This is a genomic window from Geitlerinema sp. CS-897 (assembly GCF_028368005.1).
GTDB classification, from domain to species: domain Bacteria; phylum Cyanobacteriota; class Cyanobacteriia; order Cyanobacteriales; family Geitlerinemataceae; genus Baaleninema; species Baaleninema simplex.
Genome location: NZ_JAQNCQ010000374.1, coordinates 18123 through 42662 on the forward strand (window position 1 = coordinate 18123; position 24540 = coordinate 42662).

General features: G+C 54.4%; 13 protein-coding genes. 9 read left to right on the forward strand and 4 right to left on the reverse strand.

Features of this window, described 5'->3' with window-relative positions:
- Positions 1-223: 223 nt before the first annotated feature.
- The 6 genes from hpsA (at position 224) to groL (ending at position 11074) form a co-directional block, all read left to right on the forward strand.
- Positions 224-5488 (forward strand): hormogonium polysaccharide biosynthesis protein HpsA, encoded by a 5265-nt coding sequence (gene hpsA, locus POG22_RS23655; RefSeq protein ID WP_498907356.1) that lies wholly within the window; start codon positions 224-226, stop codon positions 5486-5488.
- A 49-nt stretch (positions 5489-5537) separates the two neighbouring features.
- On the forward strand, positions 5538-6266 hold the full coding sequence (locus POG22_RS23660; protein WP_498907357.1) for a type IV pilus modification PilV family protein: 729 nt from the start codon (positions 5538-5540) through the stop codon (positions 6264-6266).
- Between the two features lie 84 nt (positions 6267-6350).
- Positions 6351-7427 (forward strand): PulJ/GspJ family protein, encoded by a 1077-nt coding sequence (locus tag POG22_RS23665; protein ID WP_498907358.1) that lies wholly within the window; start codon positions 6351-6353, stop codon positions 7425-7427.
- A 50-nt stretch (positions 7428-7477) separates the two neighbouring features.
- Positions 7478-8053 (forward strand): pilus assembly FimT family protein, encoded by a 576-nt coding sequence (locus tag POG22_RS23670; RefSeq protein ID WP_063716291.1) that lies wholly within the window; start codon positions 7478-7480, stop codon positions 8051-8053.
- 79 nt (positions 8054-8132) lie between these two features.
- A complete protein-coding gene (locus POG22_RS23675) occupies positions 8133-9140 on the forward strand; it encodes a glycosyltransferase family 2 protein (protein ID WP_498907359.1) in 1008 nt (335 codons plus the stop codon).
- 251 nt (positions 9141-9391) lie between these two features.
- Entirely contained in the window at positions 9392-11074 is a 1683-nt protein-coding gene (gene groL, locus POG22_RS23680; protein WP_498907360.1) for a chaperonin GroEL, read from the forward strand.
- 739 nt (positions 11075-11813) lie between these two features.
- Here the strand turns inward: groL and POG22_RS23685 are convergent.
- Positions 11814-12191: a hypothetical protein gene (locus POG22_RS23685; protein WP_498907361.1), complete on the reverse strand. Its 378-nt coding sequence runs from the start codon at positions 12189-12191 to the stop codon at positions 11814-11816.
- Between the two features lie 36 nt (positions 12192-12227).
- Here POG22_RS23685 and POG22_RS23690 point away from each other — a divergent pair, with 36 nt between their 5' ends.
- The 3 genes from POG22_RS23690 (at position 12228) to POG22_RS23700 (ending at position 16961) form a co-directional block, all read left to right on the forward strand.
- Positions 12228-14255 carry a PAS domain-containing sensor histidine kinase gene (locus POG22_RS23690; protein WP_498907362.1) on the forward strand — a complete coding sequence of 676 codons (2028 nt, stop codon included), beginning with the start codon at positions 12228-12230 and terminating at the stop codon, positions 14253-14255.
- A 122-nt stretch (positions 14256-14377) separates the two neighbouring features.
- Positions 14378-15589 (forward strand): RNA-guided endonuclease InsQ/TnpB family protein, encoded by a 1212-nt coding sequence (locus tag POG22_RS23695; protein WP_498907363.1) that lies wholly within the window; start codon positions 14378-14380, stop codon positions 15587-15589.
- A gap of 28 nt (positions 15590-15617) precedes the next feature.
- The gene (locus POG22_RS23700) at positions 15618-16961 is read left to right on the forward strand and encodes a GTP-binding protein (RefSeq protein ID WP_498907364.1); all 1344 of its coding nucleotides are present in this window, start codon (positions 15618-15620) and stop codon (positions 16959-16961) included.
- Here the strand turns inward: POG22_RS23700 and POG22_RS23705 are convergent.
- From POG22_RS23705 to POG22_RS23715, 3 genes are read right to left on the reverse strand one after another with little or no spacing between them, the layout of a single operon-like run.
- A complete protein-coding gene (locus tag POG22_RS23705; protein WP_498907365.1) occupies positions 16958-19735 on the reverse strand; it encodes a two-partner secretion domain-containing protein in 2778 nt (925 codons plus the stop codon). The two genes, POG22_RS23700 and POG22_RS23705, sit on opposite strands and share 4 nt — an antisense overlap.
- 18 nt (positions 19736-19753) lie before the next feature.
- Entirely contained in the window at positions 19754-22039 is a 2286-nt protein-coding gene (locus POG22_RS23710; RefSeq protein WP_498907366.1) for a carotenoid oxygenase family protein, read from the reverse strand.
- A gap of 2 nt (positions 22040-22041) precedes the next feature.
- The gene (locus tag POG22_RS23715) at positions 22042-24312 is read right to left on the reverse strand and encodes a carotenoid oxygenase family protein (protein ID WP_498907367.1); all 2271 of its coding nucleotides are present in this window, start codon (positions 24310-24312) and stop codon (positions 22042-22044) included.
- Between the last annotated feature and the right edge of the window lie 228 nt (positions 24313-24540).

Consider the following 24540-nt stretch of genomic DNA (forward strand, 5'->3'; position numbering starts at 1 on the left):
ATCGATCTCAGAGACAAGATGGGTAAGCTAAGACAGAGAGTCAGTAAATTTTCGATATTGTCGCTCCGTGTCAGAATGCGCTAACACTGAGATAGTCTCCCGCACGACAGAGTCGGGAGGTCGATCTTCGTCCTGACCCCCCGGAGAATCTTCTTTCAGGTTGCATCGTTCGTTTCGTCTGGGTTCGTGTCACCCTAGCATCTGCCGAGTCAGCCCGAGACCTATGGCTAAATACCCCCCGATCGCTATGTTGAAGCGTTGGTTGAGAAACACGCTCAAACGGGCCTATGCCGCATTCGCCCAGTTTTTGCGTCGTAACTTCTTAGAACCGCTGTTTTCCCGACGCCGCCGCCACAGACGCCTAAACCCTTCGGGATTCGTGCTTCCTACAGCGATCATGCTGCTGCTCGTCATGGCGCTCGTGGTCGGTGCCATTCTGCTGAGAACCGTTACGCGCACCGAGCAAGCTATTTTAATTCGCCGGGATCGAGTGATTTACAACGCTGCTACGCCAGCGATCGATCGCGCGAAAGCCAAGATCGAGTATATGTTCACCCAGGACGAGCGCATTCCCCAGGGGATTCCTTCCGAAGACTTGCTCGAGCGGATCATGTTGAACGTCGAAGAAAATCCCGATCCTAACGCCCCCTCCATAGATCCCTACACCCTACCTAAGGAACAACGCTTAGACATCGATGGTGACGGAGAAGAAGATAACGCTTGGTATTTCTATGTCGATGAAAATGGCGATGGTACGCCAGATGATGAAAATAACAATGGCGTTCCTGATTTGAGGGTGGCCTACTCTGTAATCTGGAACACCCCTGATGACGCCACAGACCTAGCTGAACAAAGCGACGACGATCTCACCGCACGAGCAGGCAGACGTGAAGTCCGACAAGGACCTTATGGCGGGATACCCAAACCCGGATGCGAACCGGCAGCGGACGAAGACATTAGTCGTATTGAAAACGGTTGGTTGCGCGATCCCGTCAGTACGGCAATTTTACTCAAAAACTTCCAAATCGATGCCTTTGCCATTGCCGATAACGAGGACGGAACGGTCACGACCTTAGAAGTCCAGCAAGAACGGCAAGCCGACCGAGGCAACAAGTGGGGAGCATGGTTCCGTAACGACCTCGAAATCTTTCCCGGTCGTGATTTCAAATGGAACGGTGCCATGCATACCGATGGAAGTCTAATTATCGGCCGCAACCAACCCCGGCGACTTCGCGTCAGCGTGTACGGCTATCTCGTTAGCGGACCTGGGTCTTGTCTCTATCAAGCTGGTCGATCGACCTCAGAAGTGACATTGGATCGATCGGTCGATCCCGAAACTGACGAAGTCTACGAAGGACAGATGGTCAGTGGTTTAGTTAACAGCAACGAATTTTCTCCTGGCTCTTACTTCCACTTATGGGATGAAAGCAATCCCCAACACCACGAGAACGATAGCGACCCACCTCAGACCTTTATCGATCCAGATACCGATTCCTCAAACAACTCAAGAAGCGTGATCGGGATTACTCTCGACCCGATTGTCTTATTCACCGAAGATCGCTCGGCATACCGTAATCCTAGCTATAGTGCCAGTAACGTTCGAGACGGGAATTTTGAAGCCAGCGACTTGTGGGGACGCGGCCGGATTTTTAACCAATCCGCCAAACGTCCTTACGTTGATGACTTCTATCGTGCCGACGATCGCTACGGTCCCAAACCCGGTTACGGTAGCGATTCAAATCTTCGTTTGAAAAGTATCGATGGCGTTGGACTTGGGGTCAAAACAGGAGAGCCGATTACGACGGCCATCAGCGACCTCACGCGACTTGAAGTCAGTACTGACGAAGATCCCAAAGATATCGGACTTGACGGCTACTGGGAACGACGAGCTTGGCGCGAAGGAATGCGCGTCATTGTCGGTCAGCGTTTAGAGCTGGGAAACGATCCTTTCGCGGGAACCACAGACCCCCAACAAATTGAAAAAGACGAAAAGCTCACGAACGATCGAGAACACGAATCCCTACAACGCCGAACCCTGCGCGACAACCTCGCGGCCGCGCAAACGACGGCTATCTACCATGCAGCAGAAGCAGCGAACGGCACAGACGATCCGCCAGTGGCAGCACTAGTCACCACCGTTCACCCCGGTACCGCCGAAACCCTCAAACGCAGTGCCATTTTCAACCCGCCTCAAACACCATTTACCGTCAAGTCCGACTATGGGTTGTTTAGTGGAACGTTTGGAGACACTCCTGAAGAACTGGTCGTAGACTTTTTAACGGGTCGTGGTACCAACGGTTGGCAGTTAGACTTACAAAACTTCGATGTCGGAAAGGCTGAGATGCAAGAAGCCCTAGACAATCTCGCCCATCTAGCCGGAGATATAGATGGAGCTTTTCCTGCCAAACAAGAAGCCGGGGAAATTCATCCCAATCCAGCTCTGACCCAGTGGGGTAACTTCTCGAACCTACGTCGGACTCTCAACGACGATCGCGACAGTTTTGCCGATTGGTCTAACAAACACACCGCCGCGTTAACCTTGGGAGCCTTAGCTTACAACATCAGCTATCTCGATGCCTTTGACTACGAAGATACTACCACCAACCAACCGGCTATTCAGCAGTTGCACGATGCTTTAACTCTTCTCGGAGACGGCGACACCAGCAACGGCGAAGTCAAACTCATTGAAGACCCAGATACCGGAAAAGTTCGGGTCGAAGTCTATCCTGACGGGTGGTCGAGTGGCGATCCGGTCGCCAACTTCGTTCTCGTTCCCGAAGGCTTAGACAATCCCGAAAACCTACGAGGCGTCGTGCCTCCCCCCGAAGCGTACATTGCCGCATTACCCCAAGACCAACAAGAATTAGCCCGCTTGTTAAATCTCAAAGAACAAGTGTATCGCGATCGGAAAATGGGATTCCGTCCCTCTCCCGATACCCCTGGTGCTTATCAATACTCCGCCAGATTTTTCGACGAAGATTTTAACCCCGATACCAGCGACGTCATCCTCGACGAAAACGATACTGACCAACTGGCAGTGGTTTTAGGACAACCTTGGGTATTTTCAGCCGAAACTGAAAGCGGAGATGTCCTAGGACTCGACTTAAACGGAAACCGCAACAGCGGTGACGACGACGCAGAACCCAAACCCGACAAAATTGTCTTTGACGATGGGGGCAATCTAGTCGCCATCAACGAACCTTCAAGTGCTGAAGATCGCAACGATGATGGAGATCTCCGAGATATTAACGAAGATGCTGACCTCGACGGTATTTTAGATTCAGGAGAAGATCTTAATGGCAACGGCGTCCTCGATACACCGTTCCAATTCAACTTTACCTGTGACGTTAGTACAGCGACGGGTAATAATTACTTTGGCTTCGGCCGACCGGATGACATTGCCTCAGAAAGCCGCTTCCTCCGGTTAGCCACGAGTTTATGCGGGATTAATGCCAACGAAGATCGCAAACTCGACGCCGATGGCGAACCCGATTACACAGAAGTTCTCGATGCTGTGTTTGGCGACGACACAGACGAAGAAGATGTCAACGAAAACGGTCGTCTCGACACAGTGGCGAAATATCCCGCTCTGTACTATCTGTTCCCCATTGACGACCACGACCACAGTACGGCCGCCGATGACCTGAACCTCGACGGAACGACGAACGAAAACGACGCTCAACCCGATGAAGTTTTCTATGTGGGAGATCCTTACGTTAGCACTGAAAACAGCAGTTTCACCTACAAGGCATTCGACGCCACCAAGCTGAGTGAAATTGCTCTCAAGCCTTTAGCGATCGACAGTTGGACGCTTCCCTATCTCAACGTAGACAATCCCAGTACGCTCTGTGATAACGACGCCAGTGCTACCAATATCAATCCTAACTGTCAGCAGTACAGCCTCGTTTACGATGGTGTTAACGGTAGTTACTATCGCGTTGGATTTAAAGATACTGCACTCTACAACGGACGGGAATTACAAAGCGTTCGCGTCTTAAATATGGATCTCGAACTACTGACCGACAAAGCCGGTGGTGTTAATGGCGAGATTAACGGCGATACCTGGCTGGCAGGCGGAAACAACGAAGAAGCTATTGATGGTGGCATTGTCTTCGCTTTCCGCGAAGACGGATTGCGCGAAGACGCCATCGAGCATCCTCCCGGTGGAAACTGTCGCACCGCCAGCGATATCGGTAACGGATGTAACACAGAGGTGTTTAGTGGGGATAAAGGCATCGATCCGCAAGTCAACCCCGATAACGGGATCAGTCCCAAGCCCGTTAACTTCGTCCCCGATCCCGATCGAAGAGCGCACGGTTTTCGAATCCTTAACGGTGAAGACATTTCTCGTCAGGGACGAGGAGGCTCAACTGAGTACGGTTTGACCCTAATCTCTGACAACTCCGCCTACATCCAAGGCGACTTCAACTGCCACAAATCCCCAGGCGGAAGTTGTGGAGATCCCATCGAAGAATTTAACTACACCTTGTCGGATAAAGAGGATTGGGGACCCGACGATTTTTACAACCGACGGAGTAATACCAACAGTCGAGACGGCCGGTTCGCCGATCCTGACAACGACAGTTGGCGTTATAGCGAGTTTCTCGTAGATGGTCTGACCGTTCTTTCTAAGAACTTCTGCGACGGGAGCATTGAAGATCCGTTTCTAGTCGTTCCAGACAAGGGGAGTACCCTCGATCCGGGAACGTCCCTGACCCAAGCATTAGGAGATTTAAATCGCAGCAATCTCGGTCAGTTAAACGACGTGTATGGATGCCGACAAACCCCCCGACAACACATTACGTCTTACTTAGCCTTTCCCCGTCCGAGGGATAATACGAACATTGCCGACAATAGCGTTTGGTTTCGGGAAAATCCCGCCGACCTCGGTTCGCCGCTTCAAATTTCCCACAACGGCAATCCCCGGCTGACGATCGATGCTTGGGACGCGCCCGATCCCTTTGAATACGATGGAGCGTACTTCGATCTCGATCGAAGCACGAGCTACGGACGTCCCGTCCAACGGGCGATCGTCCAAGCCACCAACGAACAACACGTGAACGCCATTATTATTAGTGGCATTACACCTTCACGGGAAAAACAATCTTATGGCGGTTTGCATAACTTTCCGCGCTTTATCGAAAATTGGGAGCAGAAAAACCTCTTTATGAGTGGGTCTTTCCTCCAACTCAACTTCAGTACCTCTTCTAGCGCTCCCTTCGACCAAGATGGTTGGGAACCTGACGCGACTCTCCAGGACGAGGAGTTCATCCAATACTATCTGGCGCCAAATCGCCTCTGGGGTTACGATGTCGCTCTCCAGTTAACACCACCCGGACCTGTATCGAGTCGTTTGGTGACCGTAGGTAGCACGCGTAGTGAATACTACACCGAACTTCCGGTAAACGATCCGTACATCAAAAAACTACGTTGTGCCTCCTCTGCCGATGGAGAACAAATCGATGCCCGCGTGACCGATTGTCCCTAAAAATGCAGACCTATCGACCCGAGCGATCGCAAGTTGAACGAACCAAACCATGAAAAACTTTAAGTTCGATCCACGATTTCAACGTTGGCACAATGCCTCGAACACCTCTCAGGCGGGGTTAACTCTCGTGGAAGGGTTGGTGGCCATTCTCGTAGTTTCCGCCGTCACAATTTCCATTACTCCAGCAATTTTCCTGGCTGTGGCGACTCGCGTACAGAACCGACGTGCCGAACAAGCTATCCAACTGGCTCACGGTCAAATCGACCAAGTGCGAGTGCTGATCGAACAAGGAATCCAGCCTGATACAGTCGATCGACTGCCTGCCCTCGTCGAGAGTTCCGATCTTTCTGCTGTGTCTGCACCGAGTAGCGCCTTCGGTTCTCTGCAATCGACGAACTTTGAATGTTCTAACTACGATCGCAATCCCACCCAAGTTCCTGTTGATAGTGCTTTACCTGTCGATATCAATGGAGATTGCGAGGAAGACTTTTTCGTGCAAACATTTCGAGGTGACGAGCAAACAATTCAAGTTGATTCAGAAGATTCTACTGCGCAAGTTCCTGTCGTGTTTAGGATGGGTGTTAGGGTTTATTATAGAAACGCTGAATTTGGGGCGCTCGAAACCCAGGAAGCCTCTTTAACCCTAACCACCGGTCAAGGGCAGCAAACGAAGCGCCCCCTGGCAGTACTACACACCACTCTCGCTCAAGCCGATCGCAGTCAAGCTCTTCAAAAATACTGTCAAATGCTGCCCGGTGGTACTAACTGTGATTTTTGATATCAACGAACGAGCGTTCAAGCATCACCGCTAACCTCCAAACCCCACTTTGTCTAACGCCCCCTTGTCCCTACCATCAAAGCGATGTCTCTTCTGTTTTTAAACCAACTGCTCGGCCGCTTTCGAGGCTGGAAAGAAGATCGTAAAACCAAAGGATTTACGCTGACTGAATTGCTAATTTCAATTATCATTGGAGGTTTGATCGTAACGGGGTTAATGAGCCTCGTTGTTGAGTTAATATCCACTGAAACTCGAGAAACGGCACGTACGGAAACTCAGCGTGAAATGCAAATGGCGCTCGACTTTATCAGTACAGATATTCGAGAAGCCGTCTACGTTTACGATGGCAAGTGTTTGGCTGATGAAGATTTAAGTGGAACGGAATCTCAAATATCAGATAGCTGTTCTGGACTTTTTAAAAACGGCTACGTGCCACGTCCTAACAGTGAAAGCGTTCCGATTCTGGCGTTTTGGAAACTCGAACCTCTCCCCAGCCAAGTCAGAGACAACTGCGTAAATTTAATTGGGACTGAGGCTTGCATTGTCGGACGAATGTATACCCTCGTAGTTTATTGGTTATCTCGAGAAAATACGGGTCTTTGGCAAGGAAAATCTCGCATCTTACGCTATACCCTTTCCAGATATGAAAATGATGGAGATTTAGTTTCTGGTTACGCCGATCCGACCGTCAATACAAGTTTTGAAAGATGGCCGCTTGATTTAGAAGGGAACAATCAACAAGAGGGAACTCCTCCAGATAATCGATTCGCAGTTTTGGTAGACTTTGTGGACGATCGTGCGCTAGGAGATATTCCCGAGTTAGTCGAAGCTGGGGGGGCAAGTATCGAATGCCCGGCAGAAGAGACGACGAACTCTCGGGTTCGCTATATCCGAACTCCCAGTGATTCGACTTTAGAACAATATGGTTTTACCAATATGCGTAATTTTTATGCCTGCGTTAAATTGCCCGAGAAGTTTACACAGAATAATAATGAAAATGAAGGAGAAAGTGGGGCGTTCAACCAAAAAGTTATCTTATTCTTGAGAGGTAACGCAGCAGGAAAGCCGGGGATTACAACAGCAAATGAAGGCTTTATGCCCGCCATTCAAACACAAGTCTTAAATCGCGGTGTTAGAAATAAAAAACCTCCCACAGATTAGTGCTTTTACAGTAGTGAAGTGCCAGAACCGACCCAGGAGAGCCAAGTCTTATGTATTCGCGATCGCGATCGACCCCCATATCTCACGACCCCAGAGCCGGATTTACCATCGTCGAACTGCTGGTGGTGATCGTCATGGCTGGCATTCTCGCCGCGATCGCCGCCCCCGGCTGGCTGGCCTTCGTCAACCGCCAGCGGATTAACTCCACCACCGACGCCGCCCTGCAAATTATGCGTACCGCACAATCGCGAGCGGTCACGGAAAACCGCGCTTGGGAAGCCAGTTTCCGCGAAGTTGACGGTCAACTTCAAGGTGCCGCTCACCCCGTTGAAACGAGTGAGGAGGCTTGGCAAACCCTGGTTCCCGAAGCGAGCGATCGCGTTTTTATTGAGAGAAGCTATACCGATCTCGTCTCTAGCACCTGCAAGGCGGGAGATTTCTGCGTGCAGTTTCAAGATCGCGGCATTATCGCCGATGATTGGTTGAACGAACAAACTGGAGACGACGATCGCCTCGGCCGCATCACCTTCGCCGCCACAGACAATCCCGACGGGACGAAACGCTGTGTCGTCGTCGCGACAATTTTAGGCACGATTCGCATCGATCGCGATGACGGGTGCGAATAAGTCTAGCCAATCAATCGGATCGAGTATTGGCGATCGAGTATTACAATGAATCTGACATTTTTCAGGTTCAGCGTCCCCGATGAGTGAGTTGTCCTCTTCCATCGAGTCACACCGCGAGATCGTCTCGAACGCTCCGGAAGTATCGGTCGTCGCTCCGATTTACAACGAAGTCGAGAGCGTCCCCAAACTGGTGGCGGCGATCGCCGCGACGATGGAGCAAACCTCAAAATCTTACGAAATCGTCCTCGTGGACGACGGTTCCACAGATGGTTCGACTGACTTACTCCAACAACTGGCTCGCGATCGCCACGACCTCAGAGCCGTTATCTTTCGGCGTAACTACGGCCAAACCGCCGCGATGGCCGCCGGATTTCGTCACGCTCGCGGCCAGATTATCGTGACGCTGGATAGCGACCTCCAAAACGACCCCGCCGACATCCCCCGCCTACTGACTACCCTCGAAGAAGGCTACGACCTCGTCAGCGGTTGGCGCAAAAACCGACAAGACGCCGCACTTACCCGTCTCCTCCCCTCAAAAATCGCTAACTGGATTATCGGTCGCGTCACAGACGTTCCGCTGCACGACTACGGCTGTTCTCTCAAAGCCTACCGATCCGAAATCGTCGCCGACCTGAACCTCTACGGCGAACTACACCGTTTCCTTCCCGCGTTAGCGTTTATCGAAGGGGCGCGTATCGTCGAAATTCCCGTGTCTCACCACGCCCGCCAGTACGGTACAAGCAAATACGGCTTAGGGCGAACCTTCCGCGTTCTCATGGACTTGTTGACCGTCTTCTTCATGAAGAAGTTTTTAACGCGTCCGATGCACGTTTTCGGCTTTTTCGGAATTACCTGCACCGTCGCAGGTATCGCGTTGGGGGCGTATTTAACCTTTCTCAAACTCGGCTTGGGTCAAGACATCGGCGATCGCCCCCTGTTAACCCTCGCCATTCTCCTTGTTCTGGCGGGAATCCAACTGTTCAGCTTCGGACTGCTCGGGGAACTGGTGATGCGAACCTATCACGAATCCCAAAAGCGACCCATCTATCGCGTTCGCGAAGTCATCGGTAGCAATGAGGTGATGTGATAATGAGATGAGGTGTACATTGGCGGTGCGCCTCTTTCAGGGAAGAGTTAAGAGTGTAGAGTGAAGAGTTAAAGAGGAATTTCTACTCTACACTCTGCCCTCTGCCCTCTACACTGATAAACACGCACCCTACCCCTGTCTTCACTGGCGACTGGTGACTGGCGACTGTAAAAGTACGGTTTCCACGAATTAGCACTCGATACCCCAGAGTGCTAAGTTGAGTAGTTGGAGTCGCTCAACTACCCATAATCATGGCAAAAATCGTTTCCTTCGATGAAGAGTCACGGCGTTCGATCGAACGTGGAGTCAACGCCCTCGCCGATGCCGTGCGAATTACCCTCGGGCCGAAGGGTCGAAACGTCGTTCTCGAGAAAAAATTTGGCGCGCCGGATATCGTAAACGACGGCATCACGATCGCCAAAGAAATCGAACTCGGAGATCCCCTGGAAAACGCAGGAGCCAAACTCATTCTCGAAGTCGCCTCCCAAACCAAAGATATCGCGGGAGACGGAACGACGACCGCTACCGTGTTAGCCCAGGCGATGATTCGCGAAGGTCTCAAAAACATCGCCGCCGGAGCGAATCCCGTGGCGGTCAAACGGGGCATCGAAAAAACCGTGGCGAAACTCATCAAAGAAATTTCCGCCGTGGCCAAACCCGTAGAAGGTGACGCGATCGAACAAGTGGCTACCGTCTCGGCCGGAAACGACGAAGAAGTCGGACAGACGATCGCCCAGGCGATGGACAAAGTCACCAAAGACGGCGTCATCACCGTAGAAGAGTCGAAATCCTTAACGACCGAACTAGAAGTGGTCGAAGGGATGCAGATCGATCGCGGCTACATTTCCCCCTACTTCGTCACCGACAACGAGCGTCAAGTCGTCGAGTTCGAGAACGCTTACATTCTCGTCACCGACCAAAAGATCGGCGCAATTCAAGATCTCGTCTCCGTTCTCGAAAAAGTCGCCCAACAGGGCACCCCCCTCCTCATCATCGCTGAAGACGTCGAAGGCGAAGCCCTGGCCACCCTCGTTGTCAACAAAACCCGAGGCGTCCTCAACGTCGCCGCGATCAAAGCCCCCGGCTTTGGCGATCGCCGCAAACAGATGCTGCAAGACATTGCCATTCTCACCGGCGGTCAAGTCGTCTCCGAAGATATCGGTTTGAGCCTCGATGCCTTGACCCCCGAGATGTTGGGAACGGCGCGGAAAGTCAGCGTGACCAAAGACACGACGACGATTCTCTCAGAAGACAACCCCCGCAACAAATCCGACGTTCAAAAACGCATCGAGCAACTGCGTAAAGAACTCGAAAGAACCGATTCCGACTACGATTCTGAAAAACTGCAAGAGCGCATTGCCAAACTCGCCGGTGGCGTTGCCGTCATCAAAGTGGGGGCTGCCACCGAAACTGAACTGCGAAGCCGCAAACTCCGTATCGAAGACGCCCTCAACGCCACCAAAGCCGCCGTCGAAGAAGGTATCGTTCCGGGAGGCGGGACGACCCTGATTCACTTAGCTAAGAAAGTCGAAGACTTCAAAACTGGCTTGAGCGACGAAGAACAGATCGGCGCGAATATCGTCGCCAAAGCTCTCGAAGCCCCGCTGATGCAAATCGCGAACAACGCGGGCGTCGAAGGATCGGTCATCGTCGAAAAAGTCCGCGACAGCGACTTTAACGTGGGCTACAACGCCCTCACCGGCCAGTTTGAAGACACCATCGCGACGGGCATTATCGACCCGGCAAAAGTCGTGCGGTCTGCCCTACAAAACGCCGGTTCCATCGCAGCGATGGTGCTGACCACGGAAGCCCTCGTGGTAGAGAAACCCGAGCCGAAATCCGCTGACGCCGACGCTGGCATGGGCGGCATGGGCGGCATGGGCGGCATGGGCGGCATGGGTATGGGCGGTATGGGTATGGGCGGCATGATGTAAGTTGCCTGCCAAGACGCGATCGCCGATCGCCCGTTTGCGATAATCAGATGGCAAGTCTGATTACAATAAGAGGTGAGGAACTCGAGTTCTTCACCTCTTAATTATTTGAACGCGATCGCCCAAAATCGATTTAATACGGATTCCGATAAGCTAGGTTTCAAGAAGTCTTCACCACAGAGACACAGAGGACACAGAGAGGGACTTGTCAGGTTGGGCAAAACCAGTGTTTGAGTCCGAGCGGAGTCGAAGCGAGCGAAGTCGAAGCATTGAGATTCGGATTCCGTATAAGTCCTGGTGTACGGGGAATTTACGACGAAGGCTGCAAAACAGAATTTTTAAAACTGGATTCCGCATAACCAAGTCGCACGTCGATCGCGGCGCTGAATTCGTCTAACTTTAGCCCGGTCACACGAGCGAAGTATTCGACCCCTCGAGAATCGGCATCGAAGCCGAACGTCGGGCAAGCCGTCTTACACTTCTGCCTAACGCTCCTCGTCAATCGCAGGTAGCCCGGTATAATTTGAATAGTTGGGATGGAGATGTAGCCGTGGTGGGCAAATTCTCCCGCTGTCACCAGGCTAGACACCCCCTACCAGCATTGTCTGGTAGCCCTGCCCCACTAAACCCCAACTGCTGTTTTTTGGGAGGCGATTTCGAGAAGTGGAGTGGGAGAGCCAATCCAATCTCGACCCCTTGCAACACAGGGATCTGCCAGGGTCGCCAGAAATGGCTAGGGGAGTCAGTCGTCCAACCAGAGGCGAGGTAAGACTGGGCTATGCTCGGAATAGAACGGCAATAGCTGATGAAACCAGCCGAGTCGGTTCGAGCGTCTCCTCAAAGAGAGAGCGATTCTCGGACTAATGCCTTTGTCTTGCCGTTGCGGCCGATCTCCCACCGGTCTCAAGAGTCGCGATCGCTCGCCGCAATCGAGAGAGCCAGACTGCACGTCCGAGGCGGAAGGGCATCTCCGAGGTTCCCAGGCTAGAGAGAGAGTTGCCACCCTAACGCAGTCAAACGGCGAGTCGAACCGCTCGAGGAACCCCGAAGCACGATCGCCAGCCGTCGATTGTGGGAGGATATTGAAGATCGGGCGATCGCACGCCGGGAAGTTCTGCATCTGGTGGTATTCCACGAGCCTAGCCACGAGTACGCCATGTACGTCCCCGAAAATCGAGAGTTGTTCGAGCTATTTTTAGAACACAGTCCCGTCGCGATCGCGATGGTCGACTGTCACATGAAATACTTATGTGCGAGTCGCCAGTGGCGAAAGCTTATGGGCCTAGACGACAAGCCACTACAGGGGCGATCGCACTACGAAATCTTTCCCGATCGCGCCCGACGGTGGAGATCGATCCACCAGCGCTGTCTCCAAGGTCGCACCGAACGCTGGCAAGACCGCCACTTTATGCCAACCGACGGGTCGTACCGATCGCTCAGTTGGACGATCCGCCCTTGGTCGGACAAACAAGGCAACATCGGCGGACTCATCTTAACCTGCGACGATATCAGCAAACCCAAACAACTTATCTCGAAGGCTCGGCAGGCCCGACGCGAACTGCTCGAAAAGCTCGAGCGAGCTGAAGTCGAACTCAAACGGGAACGAGACGAACGACAGCGTCTCGACAGCACCCTTCCCATGAGTCAAATCTCCATCAACAAAGCCGGAGATGCCGTGTTTTGGTTCGCGCGATCGGGACAGATTTTCTACGTTAACGACGCCGCCTGTCTCTCCTTGGGTTACACCCGCGACGAACTGTTATCGCTCACCATTCACGATATCAACCCGGACTTACCGCCAGAAATCTGGCCCGACTACTGGGATCAAATTAAAGAATTCGGCTCCTTTACCCTCGAATCTCGCCACCGAACTAAATCGGGAAAAGTCTTCCCCGTCGAAATTACCATCAACTCGCTGGTGTACGAGGACGAAGAATATACCTGCACCTTCGCTCGCGATATTACCGAACGCAAACGCGCCGAAGCCGAACTCTACCAAGCCACCCTCGCCGCCGAAGCGGCCAACCAAGCTAAAAGTTCGTTCCTGGCCAACATGAGCCACGAACTGCGAACCCCTCTCAACGCCATCATCGGCTACAGCGAAATCCTCCAAGAAGAAATCGAAGACATGGAACTTGACGATGAGGAGATGAGTTCCGATCTCAAAAGCATCACCACCGCCGGACGCCATCTGCTCTCGATCATTCAAGACATCCTCGACTTCTCCAAAATCGAAGCCGGAAAAATGGATATCGTTCCCGACACCTTCGAGGTAGCGCCGCTGGTACAAGAACTCGAGGCGACCGTGCAGCCCTTGGTCGAAAAAAATACGAATACGCTGCGAGTCGAGTGCAGTCTCAACCTGGGGAAAATGCACGCCGATCGCACCAAAGTCAAACAGGTCTTGTTAAACCTCCTCAGCAACGCCGCCAAATTCACCGATCGCGGCACCATTTGGTTGACGGTCAATCGCCAAGAGTCGCCCTTTAGCGCCATCGCCGAAGACGAAGACCGGGATACCTTCGACGAACCCGTCGCCGCCGAGGAACCGGGATGGATTTGCTTTCGCGTCAGCGATACGGGAATCGGCATGACCCCCGAACAAATTCAAAGCATCTTTCAACCCTTTACCCAAGCCGACCAATCCACGACGAAAAAATATGGCGGAACGGGGCTGGGACTGGCCATCAGCCGTCGCTTCTGTCAGATGATGGGGGGCGATATTAGCGTCGAAAGCGAGCCGGGAGTCGGTTCGACGTTCGTGGTCGATTTACCCGCAAATACCTTCTCTCGAGACGGTTCGTCCGGCGATCGCGCCTCAGAAGATAGTACCCTGTTGGGAGACGACGCGCCGCTTCTCGAAGAAACGGCGGAATTACTGGGATTGCCCGAATTCGCCAACGTCAGTCTGGAGGATTTCGAGGGAAATGCCGATACAGGTAACGCCTCCGAAGAGATGCCAGACGACTTTGAAGACGACGACGAAGATGCTTGGGGGTGGAGCGAGGAACCCGTTCTCAGCGGCGAATTGCTGGGATTGCCCGATTTATCCGATCTCGAGGTCGAGGCGTGGGCTGGAGAGGACACCGACCCAGAGGCGTCCTCTGAGGGCGATCGCGCCACGGCGGAGTCTTCCGAGTCGGAGACCTTCGAGCCGGAAGAATTTGAAGAGCGATCGCCTTAACCGTCGACCCGACGCTGCCGTTCGTCCCCTGCTGAAACCCGTCCTTCACGAGAACAATTGAGACCCGAGCGGCATAAGAGCGCCGAGTCTCAATTGTTTTCACCTAGGTGTATAATGATAGTATGGAACAGCAAGTCTTAACAATTGTCTGCAAACTCAACCCGACTCCAGAGCAAAGCCGCAAACTCGAGGCCACTCTGGAGGCGTTCGCTAAGGCTTGCAATTTTGCTAACCAGACGGTCAACCCTAAAATTACGAACAAGAATCGCATTCAAGGAGAAGTTTACAAAGCGATTCGAGAACAGTTTGGATTAACAGCTAACCTGGCGGTTAGAGTTTGCGCCCGAGTCGCCGCCAACCGCAAAACAGCAAAACTCAACGCTTCGACTTCGCTCGCTTCGACTTCGCTCAGCGTTGAGTCCGAGCGGAGTCGAGGACTCAAAGACCGACCCATCAAACAGTTCAAACCCACATCAGCAGATTACGACGCACGGGTATTTTCCTATCAGGAAAAAAAACAAACCGTTAGCCTGTCTACGGTTGAAGGTCGAGTGCGAATTCCGCTAGTCTTAGGAAACTACCAGATTGGCAAACTTAAGGGGAAAACTCCTACCTCAGCAACCCTCTCCAAACATCGAGACGGGAAGCTGTATATTCACATTCAAGTCAAAGACGACGTACCGCCACCTCAGAAACCCAAGGATGTTATCGGTGTCGATCTCGGACGTAGAGATATCGCTGTCACCTCCGAGGGACAAAGCTGGAGTGGGGAGTCTGTCAACAGAATCCGAGAGCAGTTCGCCCGAGTTCGAGCCTCTGTCCAAGCGAAAGGCACCAAGGGAGGCAAACGGCTTCTGAAACGGCTATCGGGAAGAGAGAGGCGTTATCAGAGTTGGGTGAACCACAATATTTCTAAACAAATTGTCCGTCACGCCAAGGACACTCAGTCGATTATCGCCCTCGAAGACTTAACGGGAATACGAGAGCGAACCAACCGCCAACCTCGCAGTAAGACCGAACGCCGCCGTTCAAATTCTTGGGCGTTTTATCAACTGCGGCTGTTTATCGACTATAAAGCCATCAAAGAAGCTGTCGAAGTAATAACGGTTCCACCGGCGTATACCTCGCAAACCTGCCATAACTGTCTGCATATTCATCCCCAAAAAGGAAAGTCCTACCGTTCGGACAAGACTTTCAAATGCGCACATTGCGGGTGGAAAGGAGATGCTGATTTGAATGGTGCAACGATGATTAAACGCTTGGGGGAGTCTGTAAGCCTTCCCAAAACGCGCAACCCTCTATCTTGCTCCTTGCTAGGTAGTGTAACGGGTTAGTGCGAAAGCCCCGCGTCTTTAGACCGGGGTGAGCTTACCGATCGCTCTGACGACCTCATCGACCGTGCGAGACTCTCAAGATTTCGATTTTCATCGCGCTCGTGCCAGCCTGACAAAGACTCTGGCTCGATATACCCAGCCGCCCCGTTCGCGGCCGACCGATCGCAACACCCAACTCGAACGATACTTTCACGATCGACGCGACGTCGTGCGAGCCAACCTCGACAAACTCGACCGTCAAATCCTGCGTATCGCTGCCTTCGGCGCGGTCAGTCGGGGCAAATCCGCCGTTCTTAACGCCTTGTTGGGTCAAAATCTGCTCCCCACCGGACCGCTCAACGGCGTTACTCAATGGCCGCGATCGGTTCTCTGGCTTTCCCCGACCGATCGCCGTTCGTCCGACTTGCAAGTGGAACTGATCGATACGCCGGGATTGGACGAAATCGATGGCGGAACCCGTTCCGATCTGGCGCGGGAGGTCGCCCGACAGGCCGATGCGATCTTATTCGTCGTCGCTGGAGACGTGACGCGTACGGAATACGCCGCCCTGTGCGATTTATGGCAAACCCGAAAACCGGCCCTCTTGGTATTCAATAAAACCGATTTGTACCCGAACTGCGATCGCGAGGCGGTGTACGAACAGCTTCGCAGTTTGGGCAACCGTCAAGGCGTCCCCCTGCGTCCCGACGAAATCGTGCGGGTTGCTGCCGACCCCAAACCCCTACGCGTGCGCCACGAACGCCCCGACGGTCGAGTCGAGGAGGTCTGGGAAACACCGCCGCCGGACGTGAAAGAGTTGAAAGAAAAATTGTTAACCCTGTTGGCGCGAGAAGGGCGATCGCTACTAGCCCTCAACGCACTGGTTCAGGCACGAGACGCCGAACTCGAAATGGTGAAAACGCTCGTCGAACTGCGCGATCGCGACGCCGACGAGCTGATTTGGAAGTTTACCCGCTACAAAGCTGCTGCCGTCGCCCTCAACCCCGTCTTCGTCCTCGACGTTCTCGGGGGAAGTCTGGCGGATTTAATTTTGGTGCGATCGCTGGCGCATCTCTACGACCTGCCCATGACCAATTACGAGGCGGGAAAACTCCTCAAAACGATTCTCTTGGGGGCTGGGGGGTTACTGTTGGGCGAAACCCTCAGCAATGCCGCGTTCGGTTTGGGTAAATCGGTCGGATTCGCCGGTTATGCGGGGTCGGCCGTCGCCCAAGCTGCCATCGCTGGCGTGGGGACTCACACCGTCGGACAGGCGGCAAAAACCTATTTGGAACGGGGAGGAACTTGGGGACCGGCCGGAGCGGACACGGTGATTCGCGAAATTCTCGATCGCGTCGATCGCGACAGTTTGCTGGCTCGCCTTCGTCTTTAAGGCTCTTGCTGCGCTCTCGTCCGAGTACTGCATCCCCCCCATCGAACTTGTGGCAATCGTTCGAGATTGCGTGCCGCCGTCTCTGCCACGAGAACGACTTCGCCGTTGTCTCCTTGCCGCCAACCCGTGGCCTCGATGAGGGGTTCCCGACTCGGCGCGATCGGGCGATCGCCAGCGGCATTACTCTGTTGGTCTGCCGTCTCGGTTTGTAAAGGAAGAGAATCGGGGTGACGCCACAAGCGCGTCGGCTGGAGGGGACGAAGCGGATTGGGAGGAAGACCGCCCCGTCCCAACACGACGAAGCGACTTCCCGCTCGCAACGCCGCACAGCGATCGCTGACGAGTCCCGAGACATCGACCGGCGCCTCGACCAGTTCCACCAGTCCCGAGTTCGTATCGATATCGGGATTTTGAATCTCCACCACACCGCTAAATTCCGGCCCTAACTCCGAGGTTGCCGTAATATCGCTTTCGGGAGTGAGTCGCGCTCGAAACTGCGTGCCGAAAATCGCTCGGGCTGAAATTTCGACCCGTCCGCCCCGTCCCGTTTCCGCGTTGGCCGTAATGTCGCTGTTTTCTAAGGCCGTCAGCGTTTCCGTATCGATAACGATATTGCCGCCGTCGGCGTTTCCGGCATTCGTCGCCACTTGACTCGTGCAGCGCAAGCGCAGGTCGTCCGAGCGAATTTCAATATTGCCTCCCAAGCCCGACAGCGTGGACGCACTGAGGGACGCTCCGTCGTCGAGCCAAACGCGATCGGCCGCGATCGCGAGTTGTCCGGCGTCCCCCGTTCCTAAACTCGTCACCGTCACCTGTCCGCTGTCGCGCAGGTTCAACCGTTCTGTTGCGATCGTTAACTGCCCGGCTCGACCCGCCAGACCCAACGCGGCGAACTCCGGCAACGGTGTCGATCCCGACGAAATACGACTCGGAAACATCGCACCGCCGTCGCCGATGGCAAACCCCACCACATCGACCGATTCCGTCGCCCGTACCGTTAGCTGTCCGCCATCCCCCGCACCAGCAGTCAACGCCGCGACCTGTCCGCCGTCGCGCAGGCTCAACCGCTCTGTTTCTACCGTCAACCGACCGGCAGGGGCGAGACCGAACGTGCGACTGCCGAGCAAGCTCAGAGCGCCGCCGAAAACGGTTCTACCGCGTCCGACGACTTCCACCGATTCCGACGCGCGAACGGTTAGATTGCCCGCCGCACCGCCGACGGGAAACACGGGATTGCCGCTGGAGGTGTCGATAACACCCCCGTTCCGCAGGCTGAGACGCTGGGTATCGATGGTAACGTCTCCCGCCGGGCCGGTACTGGCAAAGCTAACGGACACGATACTGGTGGCTAAAATGGTTCCCGGTGGAATGTCGAATACCTCGACCGATTCGGTGGCGCGAACGGTGACGTTTCCCCCCGACCCCGTTCCGATGGTACTGGCCGTGATAAACGCCCCGTCGCGTACGATGAGTTCTCCGGTATCGATGGTTAAGTTGCCCGCATTACCCGAACTGAGCGTAGCGCTCGATAGGGCAGATCCGATCAGTTCGACCGATTCGGACGCTTCGACGGAAATATTCCCACCGGCTCCCCGTCCAAACACTTGACTGGCGACGATCGCACCGGAAACGGCTTGAAAACGCCCTGTCGAAATGCGAACGTTTCCGGCACGCCCCGACCCGACCGTTCCCGTGAAAATGCCGTTTTGTCGGTCTTCTAAGGTCAACTGACCCTCTAAGGCTTCGCCGACAAATACCGCTTGAAAGGGTTGAAATCCCCAACCGGCGATCGAAACGAACTCCGACGCCCGGATGTCGATCGCCCCACCGATACCGGTTCCCGAGGTGGCACTGGCAATTAACGCACCGTTGTCGAGGGTGAGGCTTCTGGCGTCGATCGCAATTCCCCCTCCGTCGAGATTCCCCAAGGTATCGGCGAGGATCGTCGCGCCGGACAGTCGCACGTCGCCACCGACGAGGCGAACGATGCCACCGGCTTCGCCACTCGCGTCGAGGGCGGCGGCGTCGGTCAACAGGATGCGACCGGGAGTTGAGGGGAGAGCGATCGCGTCTAAGGTCGGCGCGAGCGGTCGGGCCGTATCGGTCGCAGCCGCGAGATCGATCCGGCCTTGGGGTGCGGTGAGAACGCCTCCCTCGACGCGAATCTCGCCGCCGATAAAGCTTAGGGTTTCGCCAGTCGGGACTTGCAGGCCGACGGGAATATTGCTGGCATCGACCCCGCGAGAACGGTGGACGATCGCACCGGGAGTCGGTCCTAGCTGCACGCCCAACGGTACGTTTACGCTCAGTAAGGGAGAACTCGTCGGATTGGTGGCACTAAATTCGCGACCGTCTCCAAACGTCCAACTGTCCCCCGTGCTGGCGAAAAACGACCCGCCCACGTCGAGGCGAGCGTTCTCCCCGAAGACGATGCCGTTGGGATTGAGTAAATATAAATTGGCGGTGCCGTTGGCAGACAACACGCCGTCGATCGCGGACGCTTCGTTTCCCGTGACGCGAGTAATAATATTTCGGACCTCGATCGCGTTATTAAAAATCGCTTCTGTATTTTCTAATACAGAAAAACGATCGAAACTGTGAAACAAATTCTCTCCCGCTCGAGTTCCACCGTTAATTTCGACGCGATCGTCAACGGCGATCGCCGTTGAATTCGTCGGAAGCGTGGCATCGGGGACGATTTGCGCCGAAGCCGATGCGGCGAAATGCCAAAAACAGACGGCTGACAAGGCCGCTTCAACGAATGGATGTTTCATCGCGATCGCGTATTCGATTTATTGATTGAATCGTCGGTAAATCTCGTCAAACAAGGCTCGAATATTTCGGGCAATTTGCGGGCTTCGCCCTCGGGTGAGAAGCCACAACACGATGTTATTCGAGTACGCCTCGGTCACTTGCGACACGAGCCAATCGAAGTCTTCAGAGACCCGATAGTCCGGGCGAGTCCAGTCAGATTCGGGCAAGTTCGCCAACCAGGTCGTATGAATCGTTAAGCCAAAATTCAATTGAGGGTGACTGAGTTTGTACGAGGGGCCGTTTTTTAAATTTTCCGCATCGAACACCCAAAGTTCGCTGTTCTCAGAGGAATTGAGATCGGTGGTTTCGCCATCGCACGATTGCAATCGGTCGGAACTTACCACATTACAAATAATATAACCATCCGTCGCACTCGTGGCGTTCGGTCGCGGCACGAATTGAGGAGAGTTGGGATAGTATTGCCGATCGAACGAGTAAGAATCGATCGCCGTCACCACCTCATCGGGAGAAGCATTCGGTTCTAAAAGCTTATCGCGATCGATCCGAAAATGCGAGAGGACGACCGGGGCGTACTGCTCGGACTTCAGCAGTTTTAATATTTCTTCCGTTGCCACGCGACGATCGCCCCCCTCGGCATACAAGCCGTACACTAAATTCGTCAATAACTCCGGCCAAGCCCCGCCGCCAGTCCAATACAAATCTTCAATGCGATCGCTCGGAAACTCGTCGCGAAACGCATACAACCCGATATAAAACGTTCGCGCGATCGCCTCGGGCAGATTTAACTCGCACTGGCGAACCTGTTTCGTATCGAGATCGATGGCGATCGCAGCTGGGGCGTTGATATCCAAACCCGCCGTCATCATTCCTGCCAACGACTTCAACGTTTCGTCGAGTTCGGGGTCGTCGAACACCGAACTGTCCTGACGATGGATAAACTCTGCGGGGTCTGTTTTATAGTTCATCCCGGCGTGAAGCACGATCGCGCCGTCGCTGTCGTCGTAATCCGTCAGATAGTGCGTAAACGGCCCGTCCACCGTCACCTTCTGCGCGACGACGGCTTCCCCAGACGGAACCCGCTGTAACTGCTCCCGTTCGACAAGATACAGGTCTGTATTCGGAGACTGAGGATAGGTCAACCGTTCGCGTAGCCATTCGATCCATTGTCCGGCCCGCCGCTTGACCGTCTGCGCCGCCTCTTCAGGATTTGCCCCGTCGAGATCGTGCCACAGTTGGGACTTCCACTGTCGAGTGCGTCCGAGGATCGAACTCGGTAGCATATCTTCCAACGCTAACTTAAACGCCGTATCGGCCAAAACTACGTAACGTCGCGTTACCCCGAGCTGGTGGCACGATTGACGAATCTTAACCGGCGTTCCGTCTTCGAGAACCAATTGCCACGACTCGACGGTCGTTTTCCCCGTCCAGCGCATCAGGTGAACCGCGTCGTCGCTGGCCCGTTTCGACCCTTGGCGGATAGCGTGCCATCGCTGCCACAATTGCAACAACGGGTCGGTGACGAATGAGTGGAGGATGTCCCATCCCGTGACGCGATCGCCGTTTCTCCACGGAAACAGTCGCGGTGCGTGCAAAATGGTTTTCAACGATTTCTGCACGTTGGCGATGAAGAATTCTCCCGTTTTGGGATCGAACGCCGGATGGGCCGAACCCATCACCGGACGGAACGGATAGGGAATCGGACTGCGGTTGAGGGGATGCCAATGACGGTTTTCGCCCACGGGAGCGAGGAGTTTCAGCGATCGCGGATCGATTTCGTAGGGACGACTGGCATCGTTGGTCACGACGAGGCGATCGCACGGGTCGCCGGGAAAACGCACGGGAACGAAAGCAGTATTAATTTGGTTGCACAGCCCCAACTCCAGCGAAAATCGCGAAATCCCCAAGTTCCAAAATCGTAAGGTGTGATAGGGCGAGTTCGGAGCGTGGGTGAGGGCGTCGGCGTAAAACGACGGCGGTTCGACCCGTCGCGTCGCCAGCCACGCCTTCCCCGTTGTGCTGGCGGTCGTCGTGCGGTGGAAGTCGAGGCGATAGACCATTCCGTCGCCGTTGACCAAGGGCGTCCACCCGTCGGCAGAGGGGAGAACGACGCTCGGATCGCCTTCGAGGTGGGGCGAATCGACCGATCCCACCGGGCCGATAATGAAGACGTGACCCTGTAAGTCCTCTGGAATCGAGGTGGGGTTGCCGTCGGCGTCGCAAACCTTGAGTTCGAGGGGTGCGTCGTAAAATTCCGCCCGAGAGGTCGAGAGAACGGCTTTGGGAAAACGGGTAGAATGAGTCATGGTTAGGAATCGGGTCGCTCGAAGTGGGGAAAAACATCGTTCTCAAACAGCGATCGCAGTTCGGTTTCGATATCCTCGTAGCGGACAGACGATCCCTCGAAGCGGCTCAGTAGGCGATCGAGCCAGTTGCGATCGAGGTGGTCGAGCCAATCCTCGAAATCACCGCGCACGTCGTAGGGTCGCGGTTGGGGAGAACGAAGCTGTCTCAACCAAGTGGTATGGGCGGTAAACCCGAGGTTCAGCTTGGGATGGCTGAGTTTGTAGCGGGGCTGTCCGCCGTCGCGATCGAGATCGGCAGCGTCGAAAATCCAAATTTCGCTGTTACTCGACCAGTCGGGATCGTCGGAGTCTTCGGAATCGAGGCGATCGCCACGGATGGCAATGCAAACGAGGTAGCCGTCGCTGGAGTCTGTCGATCCCTCGCGAGGAACGAACTGGGCTGAGGTGCAGAAGTATCCTGGGGGAAGCTGCACGCGATCGGCGATCGCCACGTGCAGTTGCGGCGGCTCTCCGTTGGTTTCTTGGCGTTCGACGCTCACGCGGCAAAGTTGACCGGGAATTCCGGCCGTTTTGGCCTGTTCGATCGCCCGTTCGATAGGAAGAAATCGCGGTTCGTACTCCCGATACATCTGACATAAAAACTCCGTCAGCAGATCGCCCCACAAGCCCCAACTGTTCCAATATAAATTCTCGAAGCGATGGGGTTGTTGGTGGGTCGAGCCGTCGCGAAAGGCGTAAAAGGAGATCGACCAGGGATAGTCAGACAACTCTAACGCGTCGTAGCTGACATCGCTACGCCGAACGACGGTTCCGTTTTCGGCGTCGAGAACGTAACTGGCCAGGTGGTTGATATCCGTCGAAACCGAAACCATACCGCGAATTTTGTCCTCGAAGGCGGCGTCGGGGTTAGAAATGGGGCGATCGATCCCGTGGACGAATTCGGCGGTATCCCAGGCGTTCCCGTGAGCGGTGTGTAGCAAAACGTACTGCCCCTCGTCGCCAGCGTTTTGGTAATCGACGACGTAGTGAACGAGGGCTTCGTCGAGAACGACGTGGCGAGCGGTGACGGTGGGCGATCGTTCCAATTCCCGACGCGAGATGAAGTACAGATCGGTTTGGGCAGCTTGGGGAAAGCTCGAAATCTCCCGCCATACTTCTTCTGCCGATCGCACCCGTTCGATGTTGGGAATAAAATCGTCGAGGGACAGTTTGAGGCTCGTGTTAGCGAGGACGATGTAGTTCTCGGTAATTCCCATCTGGTGCAGCGTTTCTTCAATTCGGACGGGTTTTCCGTTCGGAAGGGTCACGCGCCAACGTTGAAGACTTTCGCCGTCTTGCCAACGGACGAGAAACAGATCGTCATCGCTGGTTTTGAGGAGTTTGACGAGGACGAATTGAAGAATGCTATCTAAGGTTTTGACGAGAGCGACGACGAGACCTTTGGGAATTTTCAGATCGTGCAGTTTGTACGTCAACCACAGGGTAAAGTCCAGTAAGCTATCGGCGGACTTGACGACGTTGACCATATAGACGGCGGGTTCGGCGGCGTCGAAAACCGAGTGTGCCGACGTCATCACCGGGGGAAAGGGGACGTACTGCCACTGTTTCATCGATAGCACTTGCGCCCAGTCGCGGTTTTGTCCGACAGGTGCCAGCAGTTGCAGCGATCGCGGGTCGATTTCCCACGGTCGTCCGATGTCTTCGGTGAGGAGGAGGCGACTTCCCGACTCGTCGAACTGCATGGGGATGAGGGCAGTATTGTTTTGGTTGCGCGATCCCCAACCGGGAGACAAGCGGGCGATTCCCCAGGTCTTAAACTGCCAGGGTTGGCGGAGGTGGGGGTATTTTTCGGGACGTTCGGCTAGGGCGCGATCGATCCAGTAACTCGGTGTGGCCACGAGACGGGAGGCTAGCCAAGCTTTACCGTCTTCTCGAATCGAGCTGTCAGGGGTTGTCAGATCTGGGGTTTCGTGGAAGTCGAGGCGATACACCATGCCGTCGCCGTCGAGAAGGGGCGACCAGCCGTCTTGTGAGGGTAAAACGGGATCGCGGCGATCGCCGTACAGGGGGGGAGAGTCTACCGAACCCACGATCGCAATGACGAACAGGTGTCCGCGCAGGTCGTCGGGCAGAGCGATCGCCTCCCCCGTGGTTCCGTCTCGAACGGTGAGCGACAGCGGTTCGGGCGTACCGTTGCCACCGTAGCGTTCCTCTCGGCTGACAGACAGGATCGCCTTGGGAAAACCCGGCGGAGACGAGGGGGTATTCATCATGGGTCGGAAGTCTGGATCGATGCACCCATTGTAGGGTAGAATGCCGCGATTATCGGTTTCTACGAGAGAAATTGTCCGAAAGATATTGTGGCTCTTCCGATTTTGTTATGCAAAAAAATACTAATTTAACCCCAATTCCGATATTTGAAATTCAAAGCCGAAATTCTGTAAAGCTTGCAGAACTTGACATAGAGCGATCGATTAATGTAGAATAAATTTAATTATTTA

Bases quoted from the DNA above. Each gene is read 5' to 3' on its own strand.
- POG22_RS23690 (WP_498907362.1), top strand. From the start codon at position 12,228: ATGTACGTCCCCGAAAATCGAGAGTTGTTCGAGCTATTTTTAGAACAC.
- hpsA (WP_498907356.1), top strand. From the start codon at position 224: ATGGCTAAATACCCCCCGATCGCTATGTTGAAGCGTTGGTTGAGAAAC.
- POG22_RS23665 (WP_498907358.1), top strand. From the start codon at position 6,351: ATGTCTCTTCTGTTTTTAAACCAACTGCTCGGCCGCTTTCGAGGCTGG.
- POG22_RS23705 (WP_498907365.1), bottom strand. From the start codon at position 19,735: ATGAAACATCCATTCGTTGAAGCGGCCTTGTCAGCCGTCTGTTTTTGG.
- POG22_RS23670 (WP_063716291.1), top strand. From the start codon at position 7,478: ATGTATTCGCGATCGCGATCGACCCCCATATCTCACGACCCCAGAGCC.
- POG22_RS23710 (WP_498907366.1), bottom strand. From the start codon at position 22,039: ATGACTCATTCTACCCGTTTTCCCAAAGCCGTTCTCTCGACCTCTCGG.
- POG22_RS23675 (WP_498907359.1), top strand. From the start codon at position 8,133: ATGAGTGAGTTGTCCTCTTCCATCGAGTCACACCGCGAGATCGTCTCG.
- POG22_RS23660 (WP_498907357.1), top strand. From the start codon at position 5,538: ATGAAAAACTTTAAGTTCGATCCACGATTTCAACGTTGGCACAATGCC.
- groL (WP_498907360.1), top strand. From the start codon at position 9,392: ATGGCAAAAATCGTTTCCTTCGATGAAGAGTCACGGCGTTCGATCGAA.
- POG22_RS23715 (WP_498907367.1), bottom strand. From the start codon at position 24,312: ATGATGAATACCCCCTCGTCTCCGCCGGGTTTTCCCAAGGCGATCCTG.
- POG22_RS23695 (WP_498907363.1), top strand. From the start codon at position 14,378: ATGGAACAGCAAGTCTTAACAATTGTCTGCAAACTCAACCCGACTCCA.
- POG22_RS23685 (WP_498907361.1), bottom strand. From the start codon at position 12,191: ATGCAGAACTTCCCGGCGTGCGATCGCCCGATCTTCAATATCCTCCCA.